Genomic DNA, 19,878 nt, shown 5'->3' with positions numbered 1-19,878 from the left:
TAAAAGATCAAAGATTTTTAAAAAATGTTGTGCTCTTTTCTTCTTACGCTTGTTAACTTTTAATAAAGACCCAAATCTTTTGTCTTATTTGTCATTTTGAGCGCAACGAAGTGAAGCCGAAAGATCTCAAATCACAACGTTTTAAGAGATTCTTCATTGCATAATGCTGCGAAAAATTCCATTCAGAATGACAGAGGGATTTTACTGCAAAAGATCGCATAAGAAGAAAATCAAAGATTTTCATTGGTTAATTCTTTTTCATATTCAGTTTTCTTTAAATTTTAATAAATTTACAAAAACTAATATTCAAAAAAAGTCTGAACAATAATTTCAGACACATCGGCATTTTATGAAAGAATTTACCATTGTTCGCGGATTGTTGGATAACCGGAAAAGATCATTAATTATTGACGATAATTTTATAAAATTTGAAAATAAAGATCAAAACAATGATTTATTTACGATTATTAACAAGGAAGATATTGCCGGAATTCGCTATGGTATTCATTTTATAAGAGGTTTGAAGTTTTATATTGGAAGAGAATATTTAATTTTTATCCAAAATAAATCGGGAAGGGAACTTAAAATTAATTTCAAGCTTTTTTACAGAAGAAAATTAACCGAAAAGCATCAGTTATATTGCGATATTATTGATGAATTATGGGATAAATTTATTCGAGATATTACAAGGAATTATTATTTAAAATTCAAGAATAATGAAAAATTCAGTGTTTCAGGAATTGAAATTGCTGAAGACAGAATCAGATTTAATAAGACAGAAATTTTGTTTGAAGATCTGGAATTAAAACAATATCACCATCATTTTATGATTTTCTCAAGAGAGGATAATTATAAAAACAGAATGTTATACTATTTAAAAGATAAAGACGCTGTTATTCTGTTTAGCGTATTAAAAATTATAATTAAAGATGAGCAACTTAGAACAAAAGAAATTTCCGATAGGTCAGTTTAAACAGCCTGAAAATATCTGCGACATAACGCTTGATGAATATATTAAAGTTATTAAAGATTTTCCGGGAAGACTGAAAAATCTGATTGAAGATTTCAGCGACGATCAGCTCGATACCCAATACAGAGAAGGCGGATGGACGGTAAGACAGGTGGTGAATCATCTGGCGGACAGTCATATCAACAGTTTTATGCGCCTGAAACTCGCTCTTACGGAAGAAAACCCTACGATAAGACCTTATGACGAAGCAAAATGGGCAGAACTTCAGGACAGCCAGAATATCTCAGTAAAACCTGCCATGAGAATGCTGAAAGGTACTCACCAGAGATGGACGGCTCTGTTAAAAAGCATGACCAACAAACAGTTTGAAAGAACTTTTCATCATCCGGAACACAATAAAAACTATAATCTGAGGAGTTATCTTGCGCTGTACGCATGGCACTGTAATCATCATTTTGCGCACATCGAAAATCTGAAGAAAGAAAAAGGTTGGTAAAGAAGAGTCTCCATAATCCTGAAGATTTTAAGGAAATTATAAACAGGATATCCTGCCTGAAAGAAAATTCGCCAAAAAAGTGGGGAAAAATGAATGTCAGTCAGATGATGAGACATTGCAGTGATGTACTTTTAGTGCCACAGAAAAAGGTAATACTTCCTTCGATACATAGTGTTTTTCGGTGGATAGGAATTGCCACAAAAATAGAAATGCAAATTTTTAACAACGGAATTCCCCGAAATATGCCGACTTTTCAAAAACTTATTGTTAATTTTGAGTGTGATTTTGATGTAGAAAAAGAAAACCTTCTGAAAACACTTTGCGATTACCGTATTAATTTTGAAAACGGAAATTTACCTCTTCATCACGAACTTTTTGGAAGAATGAAAGAAAAAGACTGGGGATTTTTAGAGTATAAACATCTGGATCATCACTTAAAACAATTTGGGATATGAGTTTTTTTGATAAAATATTTGGCGGAAAAGGAGAGGCTACGGAACAGAAATCATTCTGGAAAAAGATAGAATCCGAGGAAGACCTTCAGAAAGCCGTTGAAAGTTCTTTTCAGCACAGGATTGCAATATTCAAGCATTCAACAAGTTGCTTCATCAGCAAAACCGTATTGAAAAATTTTGAAAAAGAAATAGAAAATCTGGATCAGAAAATAGATTTATATTACTTAGATTTGTTGGCTCACAGACCGATTTCCAATAAGATTGCAGAAGATTTGGGAGTAACGCACCAGAGTCCGCAACTTATTGTGATAGAAAACGGAAAAGCCATTAATAACGCTTCACACCAGAGTATATCGGTAGACCAAATTATATAATGACGAATATCAATAATTATTTAGCAAGAGTTTTAAATGTTCCTTTAGAAAAAGTGAATATGTGCAGTCTGCATTATGAAGTGAAAAAAGTGCAGAAAAATCAGTTTCTTTTACAATACGGGGAAGTCTGCAGATATATTTATTTTGTAGAAAAAGGACTTTTGAAAATGTATTCCATCGATAAAAACGGGAAAGAGCATATCATTCAGTTTGCGCCGGAAAGCTGGCTTACTTCAGACCGAAGCAGTCTTTATTTTAATGAAAAATCTGTTTACTATATTGAAGCCGTAGAAGATTCGGAAGTGCTTCTGCTGCATCCGGATTTCATCAACAAACTGATCGGAGAATTCCCCGACAGCCTCGAAAAAAGTGATATTCTTCTTCAGAAACACATCAAAAGCCTTCAGGACAGAATCAATTCCCTTCTTGCAGAAACTGCGGAAGAACGATATATGAAGTTCATTAAAATGTATCCGGATTTGCTTTTGAGGGTTCCACAGTGGATGATCGCCTCTTATCTTGGCATTACTCCGGAAAGTCTGAGCCGCGTTAGAAAAGAACTCGCAAGAAAAAACTTCGTTCCGGACAGCAAATAATCTTTTGAATAAATTTATTTAGACTTAAAATTGGTTTAAGCCTATTTAATAATTAATTTCATATAATTCTCAGATTTTCATTTGAGTATCAATTTTTCTTATGACCAAGGTCATAAACACTTAACATAATATTATCCTACTTTTGAAAGATCACACCACTTAAAATATAATATTATGAAATGTATCCTGTCAATTGCCCTTCTTGGGCTTCTGGTATGGAGTTGTCAGAAAAAAGAAAACTCAACAACTTCCGATTCCGGCTATGATTCTGCCACGATAACGGATTCTTCTGTTAATGCAACCACAACAATGTCTAATGATTCCATTCCTTTGGCAAACAGTACAACGGTACGTTCCGCAGGAAAGGAGGCAGACAGTACAAAAACGGCAAAATAAATTTCACATAATTAAATGAAAAACCCGTTTTCAGATTAAGAAGCGGGTTTAACTTGAGTAATGAATTTTTATTCTGAAGACAATATTTTTTATCGAGTATTCTTCAAACGTAAATAAATTTTGGGTGCGATTTTTGCATATATAAAATGTATTTCCAATTTTATTTCTACTAAGAATGCTTTATAATTAAAGAAATATTAAAAATAATTTATATGATTATTAAAGAAGAAATTTTGCATTCGGTAGGAGCCAGTATCAAAGACTACAAACCTTCGAAAAGCACATTTACCGAAGTAAGCCATCCCAATTATTATCATCACATCATCAGAGGAAAGGTTAAACTCAGCACAGTTTATGAGACAACAGATGGCTGTCCTTATGGGAAACTCCCGTCTAAACGAGTAAGCTCATGAGAGAAAACAGACTGTAAAAATCAGAAAACGGAAAATATTGTATTAAATATAGAATTTATGGTCTTTTTTTTGTAGAAGAATTGTTAAAATTCTAAAAATATGAAAACTATAAGCTGCATGAATATTGATCCTGAATTATTATATACATTCGGAGCAGAAGATAGATTTTATAAAGCAAAGGAAATTATCTATAAAGAAGGAGACAACGCCTTTTATTACTATCAGATTGTAAAAGGAAAAGTAAAGCAGAACAGCTATAATGAAGAAGGCAAAGAGTTTATCCATAATATTTTAGGAGAAAAACAAAGCTTTGGAGATCCCATGCTTTTTTTAGAAAAATTCTACGTGATGAATGCAATATGCATGACGGATGTAGAAATCATAAGGCTTACAAAGAAAAATTTCATGAACCTTTTGGAAAAAAATCCGAAAATATCTCTGGAAATGAATTCCTGCCTTTCCCAAAGATTGTATTTTAAAGCGATCATGCTGCAGAATATGTCTTCCCAGAATCCTGCTGTAAGGCTGAAAGGTCTGCTGGATTATCTTAAAAGTTATCATGAAGGAGACTGCGAACAGTGTTTTCATGTAGATCTTACAAGACAGCAGATTGCCAATCTTACCGGATTACGCGTAGAAACGGTGATCAGAACCCTGAAAAAAATGGAAAAAGAAGGCAGTTTAAAAATAGAAAGCCGAAAAATTTTGTATTAATCAGATCAATATGACTGAAGTCATAAAAACGGCACATTTTCAGTCGTAGATTTATTATCTGTTTCACTTACATTACTTTGGATATTTACAGGTCACACTTTCAAAGCGGATCTTGTAAATACTTTAAATCAAATTCAACATAAGAAAATAGCAGGAGCCTGAACTTTATCCGATCAGGATTCGGGGGAATGTTTATAACTCATAATACTCTTCCGGATTACCTCTTTATTTGTGATTATGCAGAGAGGTAATTTTTAATGAACATCAAACACCAAAAAAATCATGGTAGCCAAAACCACAGATAATAAAGATAAAAGTAACGCCGCAGATTCTTCATCTGAAAAAAGCAGACAGACAGAAAATAATGCAGTGAATGAAAATGAAATGGAGAATTCTTCGCTTCACAGGTTCTTTATTTCAGCAATAAAAGATATTTATTTTGCTGAAAATGCACTGATGGATGCTTCAGACCAAATGAAAAAGGAAGAACTAAAAGAAACTTCTAAAGATACACACAAGCCATCTTGAAAAAGATAAACCACAAAATAGTAAAATTATGAAAGACAAAAAAACGACGAATGATAAGCTGGATCAGCTCGCGTCGCACACCACATCAAATGACGATACAAAACTTACAACCAATCAGGGACTTAAAATAAATGATAACCAGAATTCTCTTACAGCAGGAGAAAGAGGCGCCACTTTACTGGAAGATTTTATTCTGAGAGAAAAAATTACCCACTTTGATCATGAAAGAATTCCGGAAAGAATTGTTCATGCACGCGGATCAGGAGCGCATGGCGTTTTTACGCTGAAGAAAAGCCTTAAACAATATACAAAAGCTAAATTTTTAACAGAAACAGACAGAGAAACGCCGGTTTTCGTAAGATTTTCTACCGTTGCAGGAAGCAAAGGAAGTACAGATTTAGCTCGGGACGTAAGAGGCTTTGCCATAAAATTTTACACAGAAGAAGGAAACTACGATCTCGTAGGAAACAATATACCAGTTTTTTTTATTCAGGATGCCATTAAATTTCCGGATCTTGTACATGCTGTAAAGCCTGAACCACACAACGAAATTCCTCAGGCTGCTTCGGCGCATGATACCTTCTGGGATTTTATTTCTCTGATGCCCGAAAGTATGCACATGATTATGTGGGTAATGAGCGACAGAGCCATCCCGAGAAGTTTCAGCAGAATGGAAGGTTTTGGGGTTCATACCTTCAGATTTATTAACGATGAAGGAAAAGCCCATTTTGTAAAATTTCATTTCAAGCCAAAACTAGGCGTTCATTCCGTAGCTTGGGACGAAGCACAGAAAATTTCGGGAGTAGATCCGGATTTTCACAAAAGAGATCTTTGGGAATCTATCGAAAGCGGTAATTTTCCGGAATGGGATTTCGGAGTACAATTAATTCCCGAAGAAGACGAAGATAAATTTGATTTTGATCTTCTCGATCCCACCAAAATTATTCCTGAAGAAGAAGTGCCGGTGGAAATTTTCGGAACGTTAACTTTAAACAGAAATCCTGATAATTTCTTTGTAGAAACAGAGCAGGTGGCTTTTCATCCGGGACATCTGGTTCCGGGGATCGATTTTTCCAACGATCCTCTTTTGCAGGGAAGACTATTTTCCTACACAGATACACAGCTTTCAAGATTAGGTTCGCCCAATTTCCATGAAATTCCGATCAACAGATCTGTAAATACCGTTCACAACAACCAGCGCGACGGACACATGAGACAGCAGATCGTAAAAGGAAAAGTAAGCTACGAACCCAATTCTATCGGAGGAGGATGTCCTTTTCAGGCAATGATGTCGGAAGGAGGATTTACCTCACATCAGGAAAGAGTTTCTGGGACAAAAATAAGAGCCCGAAGCGAAAGTTTTGTAGATCATTACTCACAGGCAAAATTATTTTACAACAGCCAGTCCGATTATGAAAAAACACACCTTCAGAACGCCCTGATTTTTGAACTGTCGAAAGTTACCATTCCGGAAATTCGGGAAAGAGTGGTCGGACAGCTTAATTTTATTGATAAATCTCTTGCGCAGAATGTTGCTTCAAAAGTGGGCGTTGAGGTAAAAGAGCTGGAATTTCCAAACCAGAGTCTTCCGGCAGACAGCAACCCTGCAGATCTGCAAAGTGAAGAAAGAGAAGCCCATACAAGAGCTTCTGAAGCCTTGAGTATGGCAAATACTGTAAAAAATACAATTCAGGGAAGAAAAATAGGCTTTATTGTTGCCAGTGGAGCAGGTTTTGGCATTATAAATGATTTAAAAAATAAACTGGAGGATCAGAATGCCGTTGTAGAAATTATCGCACCAAGTTTGGCTCCGGTAAAGACGGACAAAGGAGATGCTTTAACACCGAAACATTCTCTTACAAGCACGGCAAGCGTATGTTTTGATGCCTTGTTTGTCGGAGCGGGAGAAGAGGCAGCCAAAGAGCTTATGAACGCAGAAAACAAACACAAAGTTTTGCATTTCATCAATGAAGCATATCAACACTGCAAAGCAATTTATTTTGGAGAAGGCACAGAAGTAATTTATAAAAACAGCAATGTCGCAGTGAAAAAGCATGAAGATCCTGCCATTGTAAACTGGGAAGATTCTGATCCCGACCATAAATTTACGGAAGCCATTGCCAACCACAGAGTATGGGAGCTTGAAGCTGAAAGAAATGCATAATAAATTTTGATCTGCACAGACAGAAATTTTATACACACCACAACCACTTAAAATATTAAAGATTATGGAATTTCAAAAAAACCTCTTAGATTACATCAGTCAGTCGCTCATTACCGCTGATGAAACCATTTCTGTGGTAGAGAGCGTTACCTCCGGCTGTTTACAGCTTGCCTTTTCACAAATGCCCAATGCATCATTGTTTTATAAAGGCGGAATGACCACCTACACTTTACCCGAAAAAGTAAGACTGCTGAACGTAGATCAGGCCGAAGCCGAAGAATGCGACTGCGTGTCGGAAAATATTGCAGAAACAATGGCTTTAAATGTCGCCAAATTTTTCGAATCCGACTGGTCTATTGCGACAACGGGATATTGTACGCCGATCCGTAATTCCTCGTATAAGATTTTTGCCTACTTTTCTTTCTCGTACAAAGGAGAAATTGTACTGACTAAAAAACTGGAACTTCACCCAAAAACACAGGCACTGAATGCTCAGTTGTACTATACCGAATTTATTTTAGGCTGTTTTAAAAGTGAAATCAACCAGCTTTTAATTTTAAAATAATGAGGGAATTGAAATTAGACAGTAAAACCGTCCTTATCACGGGAGCCGACAGCGGAATCGGAAAAGCTGTAGCCCTGCTTTTTGCTGAAGAAGGCGCAGATATTGCGATCATTTATCATTCGGATGAAAAAAATGCCCTCGAAGCAAAGTCAGAAATTGAAAATCTGGGCAAAAAATGCTCTGTTTTCAAAGGGGATATTAATGATTATGAATTTTGTGAAGAGGTAACCTCAAAAGTAATTTCAGAATTCGGAAAAATCGATATTCTTGTGAACAATGCGGGAATTCAGTTTCCTTCGAAAAATATTGAAGAGCTGGAAGAAAAAAATATCCGGACAACATTCAATTCAAATATCATCGGAATGATTTTGTTAACCAAAGTTGTATTTCCGTATCTGAAAGAGGGGAGTTCCATTATTAATACGACTTCGGCAGCGGCGTATCAGGGACATCCTGAACTGTTGGATTATTCAGCAACCAAAGGAGCCATTGTTTCCTTTACAAGATCTTTGGCATTACAGGCAAAACCCAGAGGAATCCGCGTGAATGCAGTCGCTCCGGGACCGGTAACAACGCCTTTAACAGAAGAAACTTTTGATGAAGAGGAAGAAAACCCGGACAAACCTCCTTTCGAAAGAAACGCTACACCGGAAGAAGTTGCCACCAGTTTTCTTTTCTTGGCAAGTGAAGACGCAGCACAGCTTACCGGACAGGTTTTTCATCCCAACGGAGGAATTGTTGTTAACGGATAACTTTGCCTTATTCTATAAATTAGCTTTAGCCCGCACATTTGTGTGGGTTATTTTTATTTAGCTTGGATAAGAATTAAGATTAATTTTAAATGTCTAAACCACCTTTTCTACAATTCACTTATCTTTGATAGGAAATACAGATCAATTTTTTTGATCATTAAAATCCTTTATCTTATGAGAAAATTCTGTACAGGATTATTTTTATTCGTTAGCAGTTTTCAATGGATCTGCGCTCAGGAAACAGACAGTCTGCAGTTTAAAGACAATGCAGATTCTGCAATGGTTCTGAAAAGTCTGCCTGAGGATAAGACCCATCAGTTCAGCTATAAAAAGCTGATCGTTCCTACCGTACTTATTTCCTACGGAATTGCCAGTCTGAGTATTGACGAACTAAAGACGCTGAATTCTTCCACGCAATATGAAATAAGCGAACATAAACCGGATCATATTAAACTGGATAATTATACACAGTTTGCTCCCGCAGTTTTGGTTTACGGACTGAATGCCTTCGGAGTGAAAGGAAAACATAATTTCAGGGACAGAAGCATTATCTACGGAACTTCCATGATGATCACTTCTGCCATTACCATTCCGCTGAAACACGCTGTAAAAGAAGAAAGACCGGATCATTCCAACAGGCTTTCTTTTCCTTCGGGGCATACGGCAATTGCATTTGCATCGGCGCAGTTTATGTTCAGGGAATATAAAGACCACAATCTTTTGCTGGGAATTTCAGGATATTCTCTGGCGGTTTTTACAGGAGTGTACAGAATGCTGAACGATAAACACTGGTTCGGAGACGTAATCGGTGGAGCAGGATTCGGGATTTTGTCTACCGAACTGGCGTACTGGCTTTATCCGAAAATCAATAAAGTTTTAGGCGGAAATTCGGATAAATCTCAGGCGATGATGATGCCTTACTATCAGAAAGGAAATGTAGGAATAGGATTTGTGAAGAATTTTTAATCATCAGACAAAACAAAAGCAGTGAATTTCTCCACTGCTTTTTATCTTAATTTTTTAGTCTGTTTAAACTTTTTATTTAACTAAAAAAGGTACTGTATTAATACACAACTATTTTTTTTAATTAGTTTAAACAAATTTTTATTAGTTTAAACGGTTGCTTTTCCTTCAACGCCATCAGAATTATCGGTCGTATTTCCTGTAATCGCTGCCGCTACAAAATTGAAAAGGCTCACCAGTTTTCCTGCTTTTGTGTTCCAGTAATACGTTTCTTTAGGTTCTACACGGATGATGGATACATTCGGGTCATCTTTTCCTTCCTCAAACCATGCTTTTGCCATGGGCGACCATTTGTCTTCAATCGTCGATTTGTCTTTGTAGATAGTGGCATCTCCGTAAACCGAAAGATATTCGTAATCAGAATTATTCATAAAAAACAACTGAACTCTTTTATCGTCTCTTATTTCAAAGTTTTTGTTGCTTGTATCTCCGCTGATAAACCAAAGATTTCCTTCGTCATCGGTTTCCTGAAGCGACATCGGACGCGAATTGATCGGAAGTTTATCCAGTTCTGTACAAAACATACAGATTCTTGCATTTTCAGATAATTCCTTAATTTTTTTAACCGCTTCCGTGTGGGTAAGATTTTCTGTTGACATAATATTATATTTTAGTGATTGATTTTCTATTAAAACTGAATTTTAATTACTGTTGTTTATTCAAAAACCCGACCACAATTGAAAAATTCAACATAAAAATAACAGAAGACGATATATTTTCAGAAGATTTTTGTTGAGCTATTTTTTCAGATAATTAATGATTCCGATCACATCATCCTTTCCAAAACCTTCATCATGAGCAGATTGATACGTTCTGATTAAAGTTTCCGACAACGGAAAATCTGCCCCTGCATTTTTAGCCAGAATAATATCTTTCAGCATCAGATCCAAAGCAAAAGCGGGATCGTAATTTTCTTCCGTTAAAAGCGGCGTTTTTACTTTGGTAGCGCCACTTCCGCTTGCACTTTCATTAATGATTTCAAGCATATCTTTACGGTCGATTCCCAGTTTATCCGAGAACAGCACCGTTTCTGCAAGTCCCTGATAAATTGCTGAAAGAAAATAGTTCCCCGAAAGCTTCGCGGCAATTCCTTTTCCGTTTTCTCCCAAATGTTTAATGGTTTTTCCAAGCTTTTGCAGATAAGGTTCGGCTCTTTTAAGATCTTTTTCATCTCCACCTGCCATAATCAGTAATGTTCCTTCTGCAGCAGGTTTTGTACTTCCCGCAACCGGAGCATCGATAAAACCGGCTTCTTTAATTTTTACCGCACTCGAAACTTCTCCCGTCATTTCCGGCGAAATCGTACTCATATCAATAAAAAGCTTTTCCGAAATATCAAGTGAAAGAACTTTCTGATAAACGTCTTTCACTGCGGCATCGTTCGTAAGCATGGTGAAAATAATATCGCTGTTTTTTACCACATCCTCAACGGTATCGCAAACAACAGATTTTTCTTTAAAATCTTCCGCTTTTTCGGGCGTTCTGTTATAAACCGACAGTGTAATTCCTGCTTTTTCTAAATTTTTTGCCATCGGATGTCCCATATTTCCCAATCCGATAAATCCTGTCTTTTCCTTCATTTCCAATAGTTTTGTTGAAAAACTTGTTTAAACTTTTTTACCGCAAAAGATGCAAAAGATTGTAACACTTTAGTTGTTTAAGTTTAATACTTAAATGGAAAAAAGAGCACATAAGTTAAAAAAAATCAAAGATTTTTTTCTCTTTGCAGACTTTTGAAACACTTAAAATAAATCCAATAAAGTCTTTTGTATCTTTTGCGGTAAAATTTAAAATTAGTTTACACAAACTTTAAATAATAATTTGAAGTTTTTACTGCAAATCCTGTACAAAAATACGTTGCAGAATACATTTATTTCTTCAGAACTTTTATAATTGATAAAACTTACAGACATTTGCAAAAAATAGAGCAGTGAAGATTATAGATATGGAGAGCTGGAACAGGAAAGAGCATTTCGAATTTTTTTCTAAAATGAAAAGTCCGTATTTCGGATTTACTTCGGAAGTAGACTGTACCAAAGCTTATGATGAGGCGAAAAAAAATAAAAAGTCGTTTTTTGCGGCATATCTTTACAAATCTATGATTGCCGTAAACTCTGTAGATGCGCTGAAACTGAGAATTGTAAATGATGAGGTAATTTTATATGATGAGGTTCATGTGGGAAGCACAATTGGCAGAGAAGACGGAACTTTCGGATTTTCTTTTTTTCATTTTTCTGATGATTTTGAAGTTTTTAATGAAAGACTTCAGGAACAGGTGAGAACCGTACAAAATTCTACAGGACTGGGAATCAGCAATGATGGTTTGCCGATCAATCATATCCGACATACTTCTATTCCGTGGACATCTTTCAGCGCACTGCTGCATCCTACGAATTTCGATCCTAAAGAATGTATTCCCAAGATAGCCTTCGGAAAATTCAGCGTGAGAGACGGGAAAAAATTTCTTCCTGTTTCCATAGAAGCGCACCACGGTTTGGCAGACGGATTACATCTTGCGCAGTATTTTGAGGAATTCCAGAAACAACTGAATCTCGGGTAAATACATTTAAAATTCCATTTTATATTTTACTTTTTCTGCATACATCTCTGAAGCGATCTTTTTTGTTGCTTTAGAATCCGCATTGTTGCGGCTGTAATTCCCATATTTCATTTTTTAATTACGGTATTGATCGTAATCATAAAAAAAGATGACAAAAACTTCTAGATTTGTTCTCAGGTAATTGAAATATCAGAAACAGGATCCCGAAAAATAAGGCGACAGCAGAAATAACGTGGTATGTATGTGGTATTTATTATTATGTAAAATTTTAATCATTTTTTCTTTCTTTGTCTTTGGTTAAAATCTTAATCGTTGTTTTTACGATATTATTTTAAGCATAAATACAGTAAGTAAAGAAAAAAGTAAGCAAAAGGATGTTATTGAAACAGTAAGAATTATTCAAGACTTAAAAACACCTCAGAAAATTGGCTTCATCGGACAAAACTGAGGTAAGAGAACGAAGAGATTTATGCTGAAGCTTGTCGGAAAAGCATCAGAAATTAGAAGAGATGAGAAAAATTATGAAAAACGAAAAAACTGAATTCAATTTAGAAGATTTAAACCAAAAGATTTTTGTACAGGACGAAATTTTAGCATTAGCAAAAGAAAATTCTCCTCGTCTGCTGAATAAATTCAGATTGGTAGAGCCGGATTTTTTCAGCAGGTTATCTGCAATCCAGCCCGACCTTAAAAATTCAGAGCTTATATTTTGTATTTATTTAAAGCTTAATTTAACCACGAAGGAAATTGCAACCTACACGTTTGTAACTCCAAAGGCAATACAGAATAGGAAAAACAGACTTCGGAAAAAACTCAACATTGCTTCCGATCTGGATATTTATAAATGGTTTAATGATCTTTAAACCATTTTTTTTCAAAATTCTAACACGGCTTTCTCCAGATCATGGTACAGTAAAATTTTCCAATGATTTTCAACAGCTTCTTTTTCCCATTTTATTCTTAAATTCATCGCTCTTTTTCCGTCGAAATCGCTTTTGTAAGCAAGATGATATTTGAGGTAAGACTGTTGCGGAAGATTGTCTGCGCCGTAAAAAACCGTTTCATTGCTTTCTTTAATCCAGAATACCTGCATAAACGGAGTATGACCACCGACAACTTCAAAGGAGATTTCGTCCGTAATATTTCCTCTGTCTTCATCCATCCAGACAATATTTTCGAGCTCGATCAGTTTTTCGAGGGTATCAAAATCAAAAGAATAATTTCCCCGGTTTTCAATGGCAAAAGCCAGTTCCCGTTTCTGGATATAGATTTCAGCATTCGGAAAAGCAGGTTCAAATCCGTTTTCAGTTCTGGTAATCGTTGTTTCGATATGGTCTTTGTGAAGATGAGACAGCAAAACTTTAGTAATCTGATCAGGATGAATATTTTCCTTTTCCAGAATTTCTGAAATCACCGTTTTTCCATCTTCATTTTTCCATCCGATTCCTGCATCCAGAAGAATACTATCTTTTTCTGTAACAACTAAAAAAGGAGTAACAGACATTCTGATTCCTTTTATCGTGTCTTTATTTTCTTCAGTTAAAAGGGTAAAATCTTTTGTCTTATTGGTAGAAAAATTTCCTTCTTTCAGTGGTATGATTTTCATGGAGCAAATTTCCTGATTATTTATAAAACAATGAAATATTTCCGTCAATACTTTTCATCAGCAAAACCAATAAATGCAGGGAAATTTTTAGCGGTAAATTGAGTATTTTTGTGCTGCTGTTTTAAATCACAAAATAAACCAGAGAAAAAGAATTTAAAAATAAAAAAACGCTCTGTGTGCTTATTTAAGTGAAATCTAAGATTCGACGTAAACAGTTAACGGTAAAATAAAAAAATCTCACTATTTTTCATTATAGTGAGATGTAATTGTGGTTTTCCGTAATCAACATTTAGTGATTTCTTCGTATTTTTGTAGCTTAAATTTTAAAAATAAAAACTATGAGAAAATACCATTTTACTTATGATATTTCACAAAGTGAAAACTATGATGAAGATAAAGAATTTTTGTTATATTTATTTCACTTAACAAACTACGAATCAATAGAATGTAATACAAAATCTACTTTAATATTAACATATAATGATGAATTTCCGTCAAGTAAATTGTTTAATTTTTTAAGTAATAATTTACCTGATAACATATTTTATTCAATATCTAAAATACCTCAATATAATAATAATAAGAAGAACTTTATTATATCAGAAAATAAAGATAAAGAATTAAATAAAAATTTTCAAAAAGAATTGGAAACAATGAATTTTGATGTATTAAAAATCATATATGATTGGAATATCGAAAGATTTTAATGTTCCTCAGTTTCAATTACTTCAAATTGATCCCAACCTTTTAAATAAAAAGCTGATAAATAACCATTAATTATAGGTTGATTCTTATTTGTAGCCACTTTAATAGATGTTGGAATGCTTTATATACTTTACGAATATAAAAGCTTTAAATAGGAATTTAACTTTAAATAATAAGTCTAAAAAATTGTTCATAGGATATAGTATTAAATGTTATTTTTATATATAATATCCTATGAATTTTTAGTTTCTAATTAAGTGTAAAATAGTATGTAGGTGCCTAATTTTTAATATATTGAAAATGAAAGTAGAAATCTGGTCGGATGTGACGTGTCCGTTCTGTTATATAGGAAAAAACAATTTTGAAAAAGCATTGGAAAAGCTGCCTTTTAAAGATCAGGTAGAAGTGGAGTGGAAAAGTTTTCAGTTAGATCCTACCTTAGACCCGAAAGAAACAAAGACAACTTCCGAATATTTTAAAGAAAAGAAAGGTTTCCCCGAAGCTCAGGCACAGCAGATGATCGCGCAGGTAAAACAGATGGGAAGTGGAGCCGGAATTGATTTTAATTTTGAAAAAGCATTAATTACCAATACATTTTCCGCTCATAAATTATTGCATTTAGCCAAAAAATACAATAAGGCAAACGAAATGGAAGAAGCTCTTTTCATCGCTCATTTTGTAGATGGTAAAAATGTAGGAGATGTGGAAACACTGGTTAATCTTGCCGCTTCTTTGGGGATTGATCAGGAAGAAGCTCAGAAAGTTTTAGCTTCCGAAGAATATAATCAAGAAATTAGCAGAGACATTACAGAAGCGAGAAACAATGGCGTTTCTGGCGTTCCGTTTTTTGTACTGAACGGAAAATATGCGGTTTCAGGAGCGCAGCCTGTGGAACTTTTTGCCAGTGCATTGCAGCAGACTTACGATGAAACGGTAACTCCACTGCAAAATCTTTCGGATAACGGAGCTTCTTGTGATACAGACAGTTGTGAAATTTAAGCTTAATTAAATGATAAAGATAAACGACGAACTCCAGTTTTCGGTTGAAGACACCCTTTTTGTTTTTGCTTTGGATTCTGAAGCAGGAAAAGTGTTTAATGATGAAAACAAACTGATTACAGGCATCGGAAAAGTAAATGCAGCAATGGAATTAACGAAAGAAATCTACCGCAAAAGACCAAAACTAATCGTTAATCTGGGTTCTGCCGGAAGCAAAAGTTTCCATAAAGGAGATGTTGTATGCTGTACAAAATTCATCCAGCGCGATATGGATGTAAGAGGACTTGGTTTCAGCCTGTACGAAACCCCGCTTTCAGGAATTCCGCCGGTTCTGGAATACGGATTGAAAAGACACGATCTTCCGGAAGGAATCTGCGGAAGCGGCGACAGTTTCGAGATGAATCATTCGGAAACGGTGTATAATATTGTGGATATGGAAGCTTATCCTTTGGCTTTGATCGCGATGAAGGAAGAAATTCCTTTCCTGTGCCTGAAATATATTTCCGACGATGCAGGAAGCGATGCCGCGGACGATTGGGCGGTTCAGGTTCATCTGGCTTCGGAAGCTTTTAATAAAATTTTGTTTTCGTAAAAAATGGAGGCAATTATCATTAAAAAAGCTTCTCTCAGTGATCTTGAAAGCATTCAGAAAATAGGAAAAGAGACATTTTATGAAACTTTTGCACCTCATAACTCAGAAGAGCAGATTCAGAAGTATCTTACCGAAAGTTTTGCGGAAGAAAAACTGATAAAAGAATTAAATAACTCTTATTCTGAGTTTTATATCGCTTATGATGGAGAAAATGCAGTAGGTTATCTGAAAATTAATTTTGGAAATGCACAAACCGAACTTCAGGACGAATCGTCTGTGGAAATTGAAAGAATTTATGTGAAAAGCTCGTATCACGGTAAAAAAGTCGGACTGCTTTTGTACAGCAAAGCTCTGGATATTGCCGTTTCACACCACAAAAAACACATTTGGCTGGGAGTTTGGGAAGAGAATAAACGAGCCGTCAATTTTTACAAGAAGAATGGTTTTGAAGAATTTGACAAGCATATTTTCCGTTTGGGAAATGACGAACAGACTGATCTGATGATGAAGAAAATTTTAGACTGATTTTATTTAAATTTTCTCCTAAATCTCATAAATTTCAGCATCCGTAAATACATAGAATCTTCCTTTTTTAGGGAGATTTTTTGTGTCTAAACCTGTGAATTCACTGAAAGCAGGAAGTAACAATTGGTTTTCTGTCACCACGAAACAAGGAAGTTTGATTTTCTTTACCACAGAATTAATGACAAATCCGGGATGAATGTGTCCCGTAATCTGAAATTTTTCATTCTTTTTCTGAAAATCGTGGACGAATAAAAAATCATCAATATTTAAGGTTTCATCTCTGAAATTAAGACAGAGTTTGGCTTCGAGTTTCTTTGAAATTCTGTCGTGATTGCCTTCTACAAGATGAAATTCAAGATTTGGAAATTCATTTTTCCATTCGCAGAATTTGTCTACACCGGAATTGTCTCCTGCGTGAAGCAGATCGCCGACAACAATAAATTTTTCCGGCTGAAAATATTCGATTAAAACGGATAATCGCTGCAGATCATTTTCAAAAATATGATCGGAAAGGGCAATTCCGTTTTTGCGGAAATGGGCGGTTTTTCCAATGTGAAGATCCGACAGGATCAAGGCTTTTTCTTTTTTCCAGAATAATGCTCTCTGATTGGTTAACGTAAAGACTTCATCCTGAATATGGATATTTTTTGTTACTATTTTCATCTGATATAAAAACGTTAGCATTGCAATTGTCCTTCTGACGAAGGAAGAATCTCAAATTTAAAATAGATTCTTCACTACACTTCTGAACTGCGTTCGTAGACTTTCTGTCTATGTTCTGAATGACACAACGCCGTAAAATTCATAATTGACTTATTGACAATTAGCTCTATTTTCCTTTTTTTGCCTGCTGAATCAGTTTCTGAATTCTCGCATCCAGTCCTTCACTGGAAAGTGTCTGTCGCAAACTGTCCACTTTTATCGGGAAACTCAGCGGGGTAAAAGTATTGGCAAATTTCAGAATTATTTTTGATTTTTCAATCCGTTTAAAGGCTTCTACCAATCGCTGTTCCTGCAATTGCGCATTGAAAACTTCTGTATAAGCCTGTTTTACAAGGAAATGGTTCGGATCGTAATCTTCGAGAACTTTGAAAATTAATCCTGCCGAACTTTGCAGAGATTTGTTAGAACGCTGTTTTCCTGCATAATTCTGGATCACCATTCCGGAAATGACCGCAATGTCACGGAATTTTCTTCTTGCCATTTCTGCTGAATTGATGCTGGAAATTACATCTGTCATCAGATTTTCCCTGCTCAGAATTTTATGGAGATTTTCATCATTCAGCGGAATTTCTTTGTCGCTGAACAGTTCAAAACCATAATCATTCATCGCCATTGAAAAGGAAATGGGAGCCAGTTTGGAGATTCTGTAGGCAATTAAAGCCGACATCACTTCGTGAACAAGCCGACCTTCAAATGGATACATAAACAGATGGTATCCTTCGCGGTTTTTAATGAGTTCCACCAGAAATTCGTCCTCTTTCGGGATGTGAGAACGTTCTTCCTGATTCATCAGCAAAGGATGCAGAAACTTCAGTTCCTTTTCTGAAGCTTTCGGATTAAGCGCTCCGGATAACTTTTCTCTTAAAAATTGTCCTAAATTTGAGCTTAAAGGCAGTCTTCCTCCCAGATAACTCGGTGCAAAAGCTTTTCCTTTGGCAGCACGGACAAAAACCGTCATATCTTTAATCATCGCGACTTCCAAAACTCTTCCTGCCAAAATAAATTTTTCGTCTTTTTTAAGTTTTGAAATGAAATATTCTTCCACCATTCCGATATAACCGCCGGAAATGAATTTCACTTTCAGCATCGCATCGCTTACGATAACGCCCATATTCATCCTGTGAAGCATGGCAATTTTTCGGGACGTTACTTTATACAAACCGTCTTCCTGAATCACAATTTTATGGAATTCTTCATAGCTTTTCAGCACACTTCCGCCGATGGTTAGAAAATCCAGAATACTTTTCCATTCTTCGTCCGTCATTTCCTGAAAAGCATATACTTTTTTAATTCTTTCATGCAATTCCTGCGGATAAAATCCGTCACCGACCGCCAAAGTCATTAAAAACTGAACCAAAACATCAAAACACAAAACCTGCGGATCTCTCGGCTCAATCACTTTCTGCTTTACGGCTTCCTTTAAAGCGGCAACTTCAATCAGTTCCAAGGAATGCGTCGGAACACAGTAAATTTTTGAAGTTTCGAAAGGGGAGTGACCGCTTCGTCCTGCCCGCTGTAAAAATCTCGCAACACCTTTTGCAGAGCCAATCTGAATAACGGTATCAACTGGCTTGAAATCAATTCCCAAATCCAGAGAAGAGGTGGAAACGACGGCTTTTAACTTTCCGGAACTTAGATTTTCCTCGATCCAGATCCTCAAATGAGCATCAATCGAACTGTGATGAATAGCAATCTGCCCTGCAAAATCGGGATAGGCTTCAAGCAACAACTGATACCACATTTCACTCTGGCTTCGCGTATTCGTAAAAACAATCGTCGATTTCGATTCTAAAATAATAGGAACAATTTTATCGGCTAATTTTGCGCCTAAATGTCCCGCCCACGGAAGAATTTCCACTTCATCCGGAAAAACGGGGAGAATATCAATTTTCTTCTGTTCTTTGGCGGTAATTTTTGTTTTTTTAATGTCATACGGAATTAAAACTTCCATGGCTTCATCCAGATTTCCGATGGTTGCGGTAATTCCCCAGATTTTCATTTTGGGAACATATTTTGTAAGCTGGGAAATGCCTAATTCCACCATTACGCCACGTTTTGAACCGAGCAATTCGTGCCATTCGTCCACAACGATGGTTTTTAATTCCTTAAAAAAACGTTCGTGGTTTTTCTGCCCGAGAAGAAGATGTAAGCTTTCCGGTGTCACCACAAGAATTTCAGGCATATTTTTTACCTGCTGCTGCCGTATTTTCGGATCGGTATCGCCGTTTCTTACACCAACAGACCAATCCAATCCGATTTCGTCAATGGCTTCCTGCATCGCTTTGGCAATGTCTTTTGACAAAGAACGGAGCGGCGTGATCCAGATCATTTTTAAACCTTTTCCATATTGTTCAGGATGGTTTAAAAAGTGGGTTAACAATGCTAAGAAAACAGAAAATGTTTTTCCGAAACCGGTCGGTGCAATTACCATTCCGCTGTAGCCGTTTTCAAATCTCTGCCACGTATCGACCTGAAATTTAAAAGGGGAATTGCCTTTATCCGCCATCCACTGCTGAATGACTTTGAAGCCGTTGGTATTTTCGAAGTTGCTCAAATTTTAAATTATGTTTTTGTTTTAATGCAGCGAGCGCAAAGATTTTTGATTTTTAATTCTTTATATTTTCGTTCGTGAAGGCACTTCGTTCAGCAAATGATAGTACAAGTTGTAGCTGAGTGAAACGCCTTTCAAAGTTTTAAATAAAAATCTTGCGACCTTAGCGTT

23 protein-coding genes are annotated in these 19,878 nt (G+C 35.8%); 18 read left to right on the top strand and 5 right to left on the bottom strand.

The features are described 5' to 3' along the window. Positions 1-349 precede the first annotated feature (349 nt). From BW951_RS01935 to BW951_RS01875, 12 genes are all read left to right on the top strand, one after another. Positions 350-973, top strand: a complete 624-nt coding sequence (locus tag BW951_RS01935; protein WP_076390235.1) for a hypothetical protein — start codon at positions 350-352, stop codon at positions 971-973. After that, positions 930-1,466 (top strand): YfiT family bacillithiol transferase, encoded by a 537-nt coding sequence (locus tag BW951_RS01930; RefSeq protein ID WP_076390234.1) that lies wholly within the window; start codon positions 930-932, stop codon positions 1,464-1,466. The genes BW951_RS01935 and BW951_RS01930 overlap by 44 nt, the downstream gene beginning before the upstream one ends. Further along, positions 1,460-1,921 carry a DUF1569 domain-containing protein gene (locus BW951_RS01925; RefSeq protein ID WP_228427463.1) on the top strand — a complete coding sequence of 154 codons (462 nt, stop codon included), beginning with the start codon at positions 1,460-1,462 and terminating at the stop codon, positions 1,919-1,921. Before BW951_RS01930 ends, BW951_RS01925 begins: the two co-directional genes overlap by 7 nt. Continuing rightward, on the top strand, positions 1,918-2,295 hold the full coding sequence (gene ytxJ, locus BW951_RS01920) for a bacillithiol system redox-active protein YtxJ (RefSeq protein WP_076390233.1): 378 nt from the start codon (positions 1,918-1,920) through the stop codon (positions 2,293-2,295). Before BW951_RS01925 ends, ytxJ begins: the two co-directional genes overlap by 4 nt. Next, positions 2,295-2,891, top strand: a complete 597-nt coding sequence (locus tag BW951_RS01915) for a Crp/Fnr family transcriptional regulator (RefSeq protein WP_076390232.1) — start codon at positions 2,295-2,297, stop codon at positions 2,889-2,891. Before ytxJ ends, BW951_RS01915 begins: the two co-directional genes overlap by 1 nt. A 174-nt stretch (positions 2,892-3,065) precedes the next feature. Further along, positions 3,066-3,287: a hypothetical protein gene (locus tag BW951_RS01910; RefSeq protein ID WP_076390231.1), complete on the top strand. Its 222-nt coding sequence runs from the start codon at positions 3,066-3,068 to the stop codon at positions 3,285-3,287. A gap of 512 nt (positions 3,288-3,799) precedes the next feature. Further along, entirely contained in the window at positions 3,800-4,414 is a 615-nt protein-coding gene (locus BW951_RS01900) for a Crp/Fnr family transcriptional regulator (RefSeq protein WP_228427461.1), read from the top strand. A 282-nt stretch (positions 4,415-4,696) separates the two neighbouring features. Further along, positions 4,697-4,942 carry a hypothetical protein gene (locus tag BW951_RS01895; RefSeq protein ID WP_076390229.1) on the top strand — a complete coding sequence of 82 codons (246 nt, stop codon included), beginning with the start codon at positions 4,697-4,699 and terminating at the stop codon, positions 4,940-4,942. A gap of 28 nt (positions 4,943-4,970) precedes the next feature. Then, positions 4,971-7,106 carry a catalase gene (locus tag BW951_RS01890; protein WP_076390228.1) on the top strand — a complete coding sequence of 712 codons (2,136 nt, stop codon included), beginning with the start codon at positions 4,971-4,973 and terminating at the stop codon, positions 7,104-7,106. Positions 7,107-7,170: 64 nt separating this feature from the next. Next, positions 7,171-7,671, top strand: a complete 501-nt coding sequence (locus BW951_RS01885; RefSeq protein WP_076390227.1) for a CinA family protein — start codon at positions 7,171-7,173, stop codon at positions 7,669-7,671. Then, the gene (locus tag BW951_RS01880) at positions 7,671-8,423 is read left to right on the top strand and encodes an SDR family oxidoreductase (protein ID WP_076390226.1); all 753 of its coding nucleotides are present in this window, start codon (positions 7,671-7,673) and stop codon (positions 8,421-8,423) included. The genes BW951_RS01885 and BW951_RS01880 overlap by 1 nt, the downstream gene beginning before the upstream one ends. A gap of 174 nt (positions 8,424-8,597) precedes the next feature. Next, a complete protein-coding gene (locus BW951_RS01875; RefSeq protein ID WP_084196338.1) occupies positions 8,598-9,389 on the top strand; it encodes a phosphatase PAP2 family protein in 792 nt (263 codons plus the stop codon). 146 nt (positions 9,390-9,535) lie between these two features. Here BW951_RS01875 and BW951_RS01870 read toward each other — a convergent pair whose 3' ends face one another. After that, positions 9,536-10,045, bottom strand: a complete 510-nt coding sequence (locus BW951_RS01870) for a pyridoxamine 5'-phosphate oxidase family protein (RefSeq protein WP_084196337.1) — start codon at positions 10,043-10,045, stop codon at positions 9,536-9,538. Between the two features lie 138 nt (positions 10,046-10,183). Beyond that, positions 10,184-11,026 carry an NAD(P)-dependent oxidoreductase gene (locus tag BW951_RS01865; protein ID WP_076390224.1) on the bottom strand — a complete coding sequence of 281 codons (843 nt, stop codon included), beginning with the start codon at positions 11,024-11,026 and terminating at the stop codon, positions 10,184-10,186. A 350-nt stretch (positions 11,027-11,376) separates the two neighbouring features. On the opposite strand from BW951_RS01865, the gene BW951_RS01860 reads away from it, so the two are divergent. Both BW951_RS01860 and BW951_RS01855 read left to right on the top strand, forming a co-directional pair. Then, positions 11,377-12,006, top strand: coding sequence for a chloramphenicol acetyltransferase (locus BW951_RS01860; protein ID WP_084196336.1), 630 nt, complete (start codon positions 11,377-11,379; stop codon positions 12,004-12,006). 521 nt (positions 12,007-12,527) lie between these two features. Beyond that, a complete protein-coding gene (locus tag BW951_RS01855) occupies positions 12,528-12,869 on the top strand; it encodes a helix-turn-helix transcriptional regulator (protein WP_123906798.1) in 342 nt (113 codons plus the stop codon). A gap of 11 nt (positions 12,870-12,880) precedes the next feature. Here BW951_RS01855 and BW951_RS01850 read toward each other — a convergent pair whose 3' ends face one another. Beyond that, positions 12,881-13,612 carry an MBL fold metallo-hydrolase gene (locus BW951_RS01850; protein ID WP_076390221.1) on the bottom strand — a complete coding sequence of 244 codons (732 nt, stop codon included), beginning with the start codon at positions 13,610-13,612 and terminating at the stop codon, positions 12,881-12,883. Between the two features lie 338 nt (positions 13,613-13,950). Between BW951_RS01850 and BW951_RS01845 the strand changes: the two genes are divergently transcribed. The 4 genes from BW951_RS01845 to BW951_RS22350 all read left to right on the top strand — a co-directional run bounded on the left by BW951_RS01845 (position 13,951) and on the right by BW951_RS22350 (position 16,433). Further along, positions 13,951-14,319, top strand: a complete 369-nt coding sequence (locus BW951_RS01845; protein WP_076390220.1) for a hypothetical protein — start codon at positions 13,951-13,953, stop codon at positions 14,317-14,319. A gap of 298 nt (positions 14,320-14,617) precedes the next feature. Next, on the top strand, positions 14,618-15,316 hold the full coding sequence (locus BW951_RS01840) for a DsbA family oxidoreductase (protein WP_076390219.1): 699 nt from the start codon (positions 14,618-14,620) through the stop codon (positions 15,314-15,316). 10 nt (positions 15,317-15,326) lie between these two features. After that, positions 15,327-15,908, top strand: a complete 582-nt coding sequence (locus BW951_RS22355) for a 5'-methylthioadenosine/S-adenosylhomocysteine nucleosidase family protein (protein WP_084196335.1) — start codon at positions 15,327-15,329, stop codon at positions 15,906-15,908. Positions 15,909-15,911: 3 nt separating this feature from the next. Beyond that, on the top strand, positions 15,912-16,433 hold the full coding sequence (locus tag BW951_RS22350) for a GNAT family N-acetyltransferase (RefSeq protein ID WP_084196334.1): 522 nt from the start codon (positions 15,912-15,914) through the stop codon (positions 16,431-16,433). An 18-nt stretch (positions 16,434-16,451) separates the two neighbouring features. On the opposite strand, the gene pdeM is transcribed toward BW951_RS22350, so the two are convergent. Both pdeM and BW951_RS01825 read right to left on the bottom strand, forming a co-directional pair. Next, on the bottom strand, positions 16,452-17,096 hold the full coding sequence (gene pdeM / locus BW951_RS01830) for a ligase-associated DNA damage response endonuclease PdeM (protein WP_076390218.1): 645 nt from the start codon (positions 17,094-17,096) through the stop codon (positions 16,452-16,454). Between the two features lie 166 nt (positions 17,097-17,262). Then, complete coding sequence (locus BW951_RS01825; RefSeq protein ID WP_139326073.1) at positions 17,263-19,710, bottom strand: ligase-associated DNA damage response DEXH box helicase; 2,448 nt, start codon at positions 19,708-19,710, stop codon at positions 17,263-17,265. Positions 19,711-19,878 lie beyond the last annotated feature (168 nt).

It is taken from the genome of Chryseobacterium gambrini, from assembly GCF_900156825.1.
In the GTDB taxonomy this organism is placed as follows: domain Bacteria; phylum Bacteroidota; class Bacteroidia; order Flavobacteriales; family Weeksellaceae; genus Chryseobacterium; species Chryseobacterium gambrini.
The sequence above is the reverse complement of the archived record's forward strand: the minus strand, read 5'-3'. Positions and strand labels throughout refer to the sequence as shown.

What these genes read in the sequence shown, in the direction of transcription:
- BW951_RS01935 (WP_076390235.1), top strand. Translation starts at nt 350, where the DNA reads ATGAAAGAATTTACCATTGTTCGCGGATTGTTGGATAACCGGAAAAGA.
- BW951_RS01930 (WP_076390234.1), top strand. Translation starts at nt 930, where the DNA reads ATGAGCAACTTAGAACAAAAGAAATTTCCGATAGGTCAGTTTAAACAG.
- ytxJ (WP_076390233.1), top strand. Translation starts at nt 1,918, where the DNA reads ATGAGTTTTTTTGATAAAATATTTGGCGGAAAAGGAGAGGCTACGGAA.
- BW951_RS01915 (WP_076390232.1), top strand. Translation starts at nt 2,295, where the DNA reads ATGACGAATATCAATAATTATTTAGCAAGAGTTTTAAATGTTCCTTTA.
- BW951_RS01910 (WP_076390231.1), top strand. Translation starts at nt 3,066, where the DNA reads ATGAAATGTATCCTGTCAATTGCCCTTCTTGGGCTTCTGGTATGGAGT.
- BW951_RS01900 (WP_228427461.1), top strand. Translation starts at nt 3,800, where the DNA reads ATGAAAACTATAAGCTGCATGAATATTGATCCTGAATTATTATATACA.
- BW951_RS01895 (WP_076390229.1), top strand. Translation starts at nt 4,697, where the DNA reads ATGGTAGCCAAAACCACAGATAATAAAGATAAAAGTAACGCCGCAGAT.
- BW951_RS01890 (WP_076390228.1), top strand. Translation starts at nt 4,971, where the DNA reads ATGAAAGACAAAAAAACGACGAATGATAAGCTGGATCAGCTCGCGTCG.
- BW951_RS01885 (WP_076390227.1), top strand. Translation starts at nt 7,171, where the DNA reads ATGGAATTTCAAAAAAACCTCTTAGATTACATCAGTCAGTCGCTCATT.
- BW951_RS01880 (WP_076390226.1), top strand. Translation starts at nt 7,671, where the DNA reads ATGAGGGAATTGAAATTAGACAGTAAAACCGTCCTTATCACGGGAGCC.
- BW951_RS01875 (WP_084196338.1), top strand. Translation starts at nt 8,598, where the DNA reads ATGAGAAAATTCTGTACAGGATTATTTTTATTCGTTAGCAGTTTTCAA.
- BW951_RS01870 (WP_084196337.1), bottom strand. Translation starts at nt 10,045, where the DNA reads ATGTCAACAGAAAATCTTACCCACACGGAAGCGGTTAAAAAAATTAAG.
- BW951_RS01865 (WP_076390224.1), bottom strand. Translation starts at nt 11,026, where the DNA reads ATGAAGGAAAAGACAGGATTTATCGGATTGGGAAATATGGGACATCCG.
- BW951_RS01855 (WP_123906798.1), top strand. Translation starts at nt 12,528, where the DNA reads ATGAAAAACGAAAAAACTGAATTCAATTTAGAAGATTTAAACCAAAAG.
- BW951_RS01850 (WP_076390221.1), bottom strand. Translation starts at nt 13,612, where the DNA reads ATGAAAATCATACCACTGAAAGAAGGAAATTTTTCTACCAATAAGACA.
- BW951_RS01845 (WP_076390220.1), top strand. Translation starts at nt 13,951, where the DNA reads ATGAGAAAATACCATTTTACTTATGATATTTCACAAAGTGAAAACTAT.
- BW951_RS01840 (WP_076390219.1), top strand. Translation starts at nt 14,618, where the DNA reads ATGAAAGTAGAAATCTGGTCGGATGTGACGTGTCCGTTCTGTTATATA.
- BW951_RS22355 (WP_084196335.1), top strand. Translation starts at nt 15,327, where the DNA reads ATGATAAAGATAAACGACGAACTCCAGTTTTCGGTTGAAGACACCCTT.
- BW951_RS22350 (WP_084196334.1), top strand. Translation starts at nt 15,912, where the DNA reads ATGGAGGCAATTATCATTAAAAAAGCTTCTCTCAGTGATCTTGAAAGC.
- pdeM (WP_076390218.1), bottom strand. Translation starts at nt 17,096, where the DNA reads ATGAAAATAGTAACAAAAAATATCCATATTCAGGATGAAGTCTTTACG.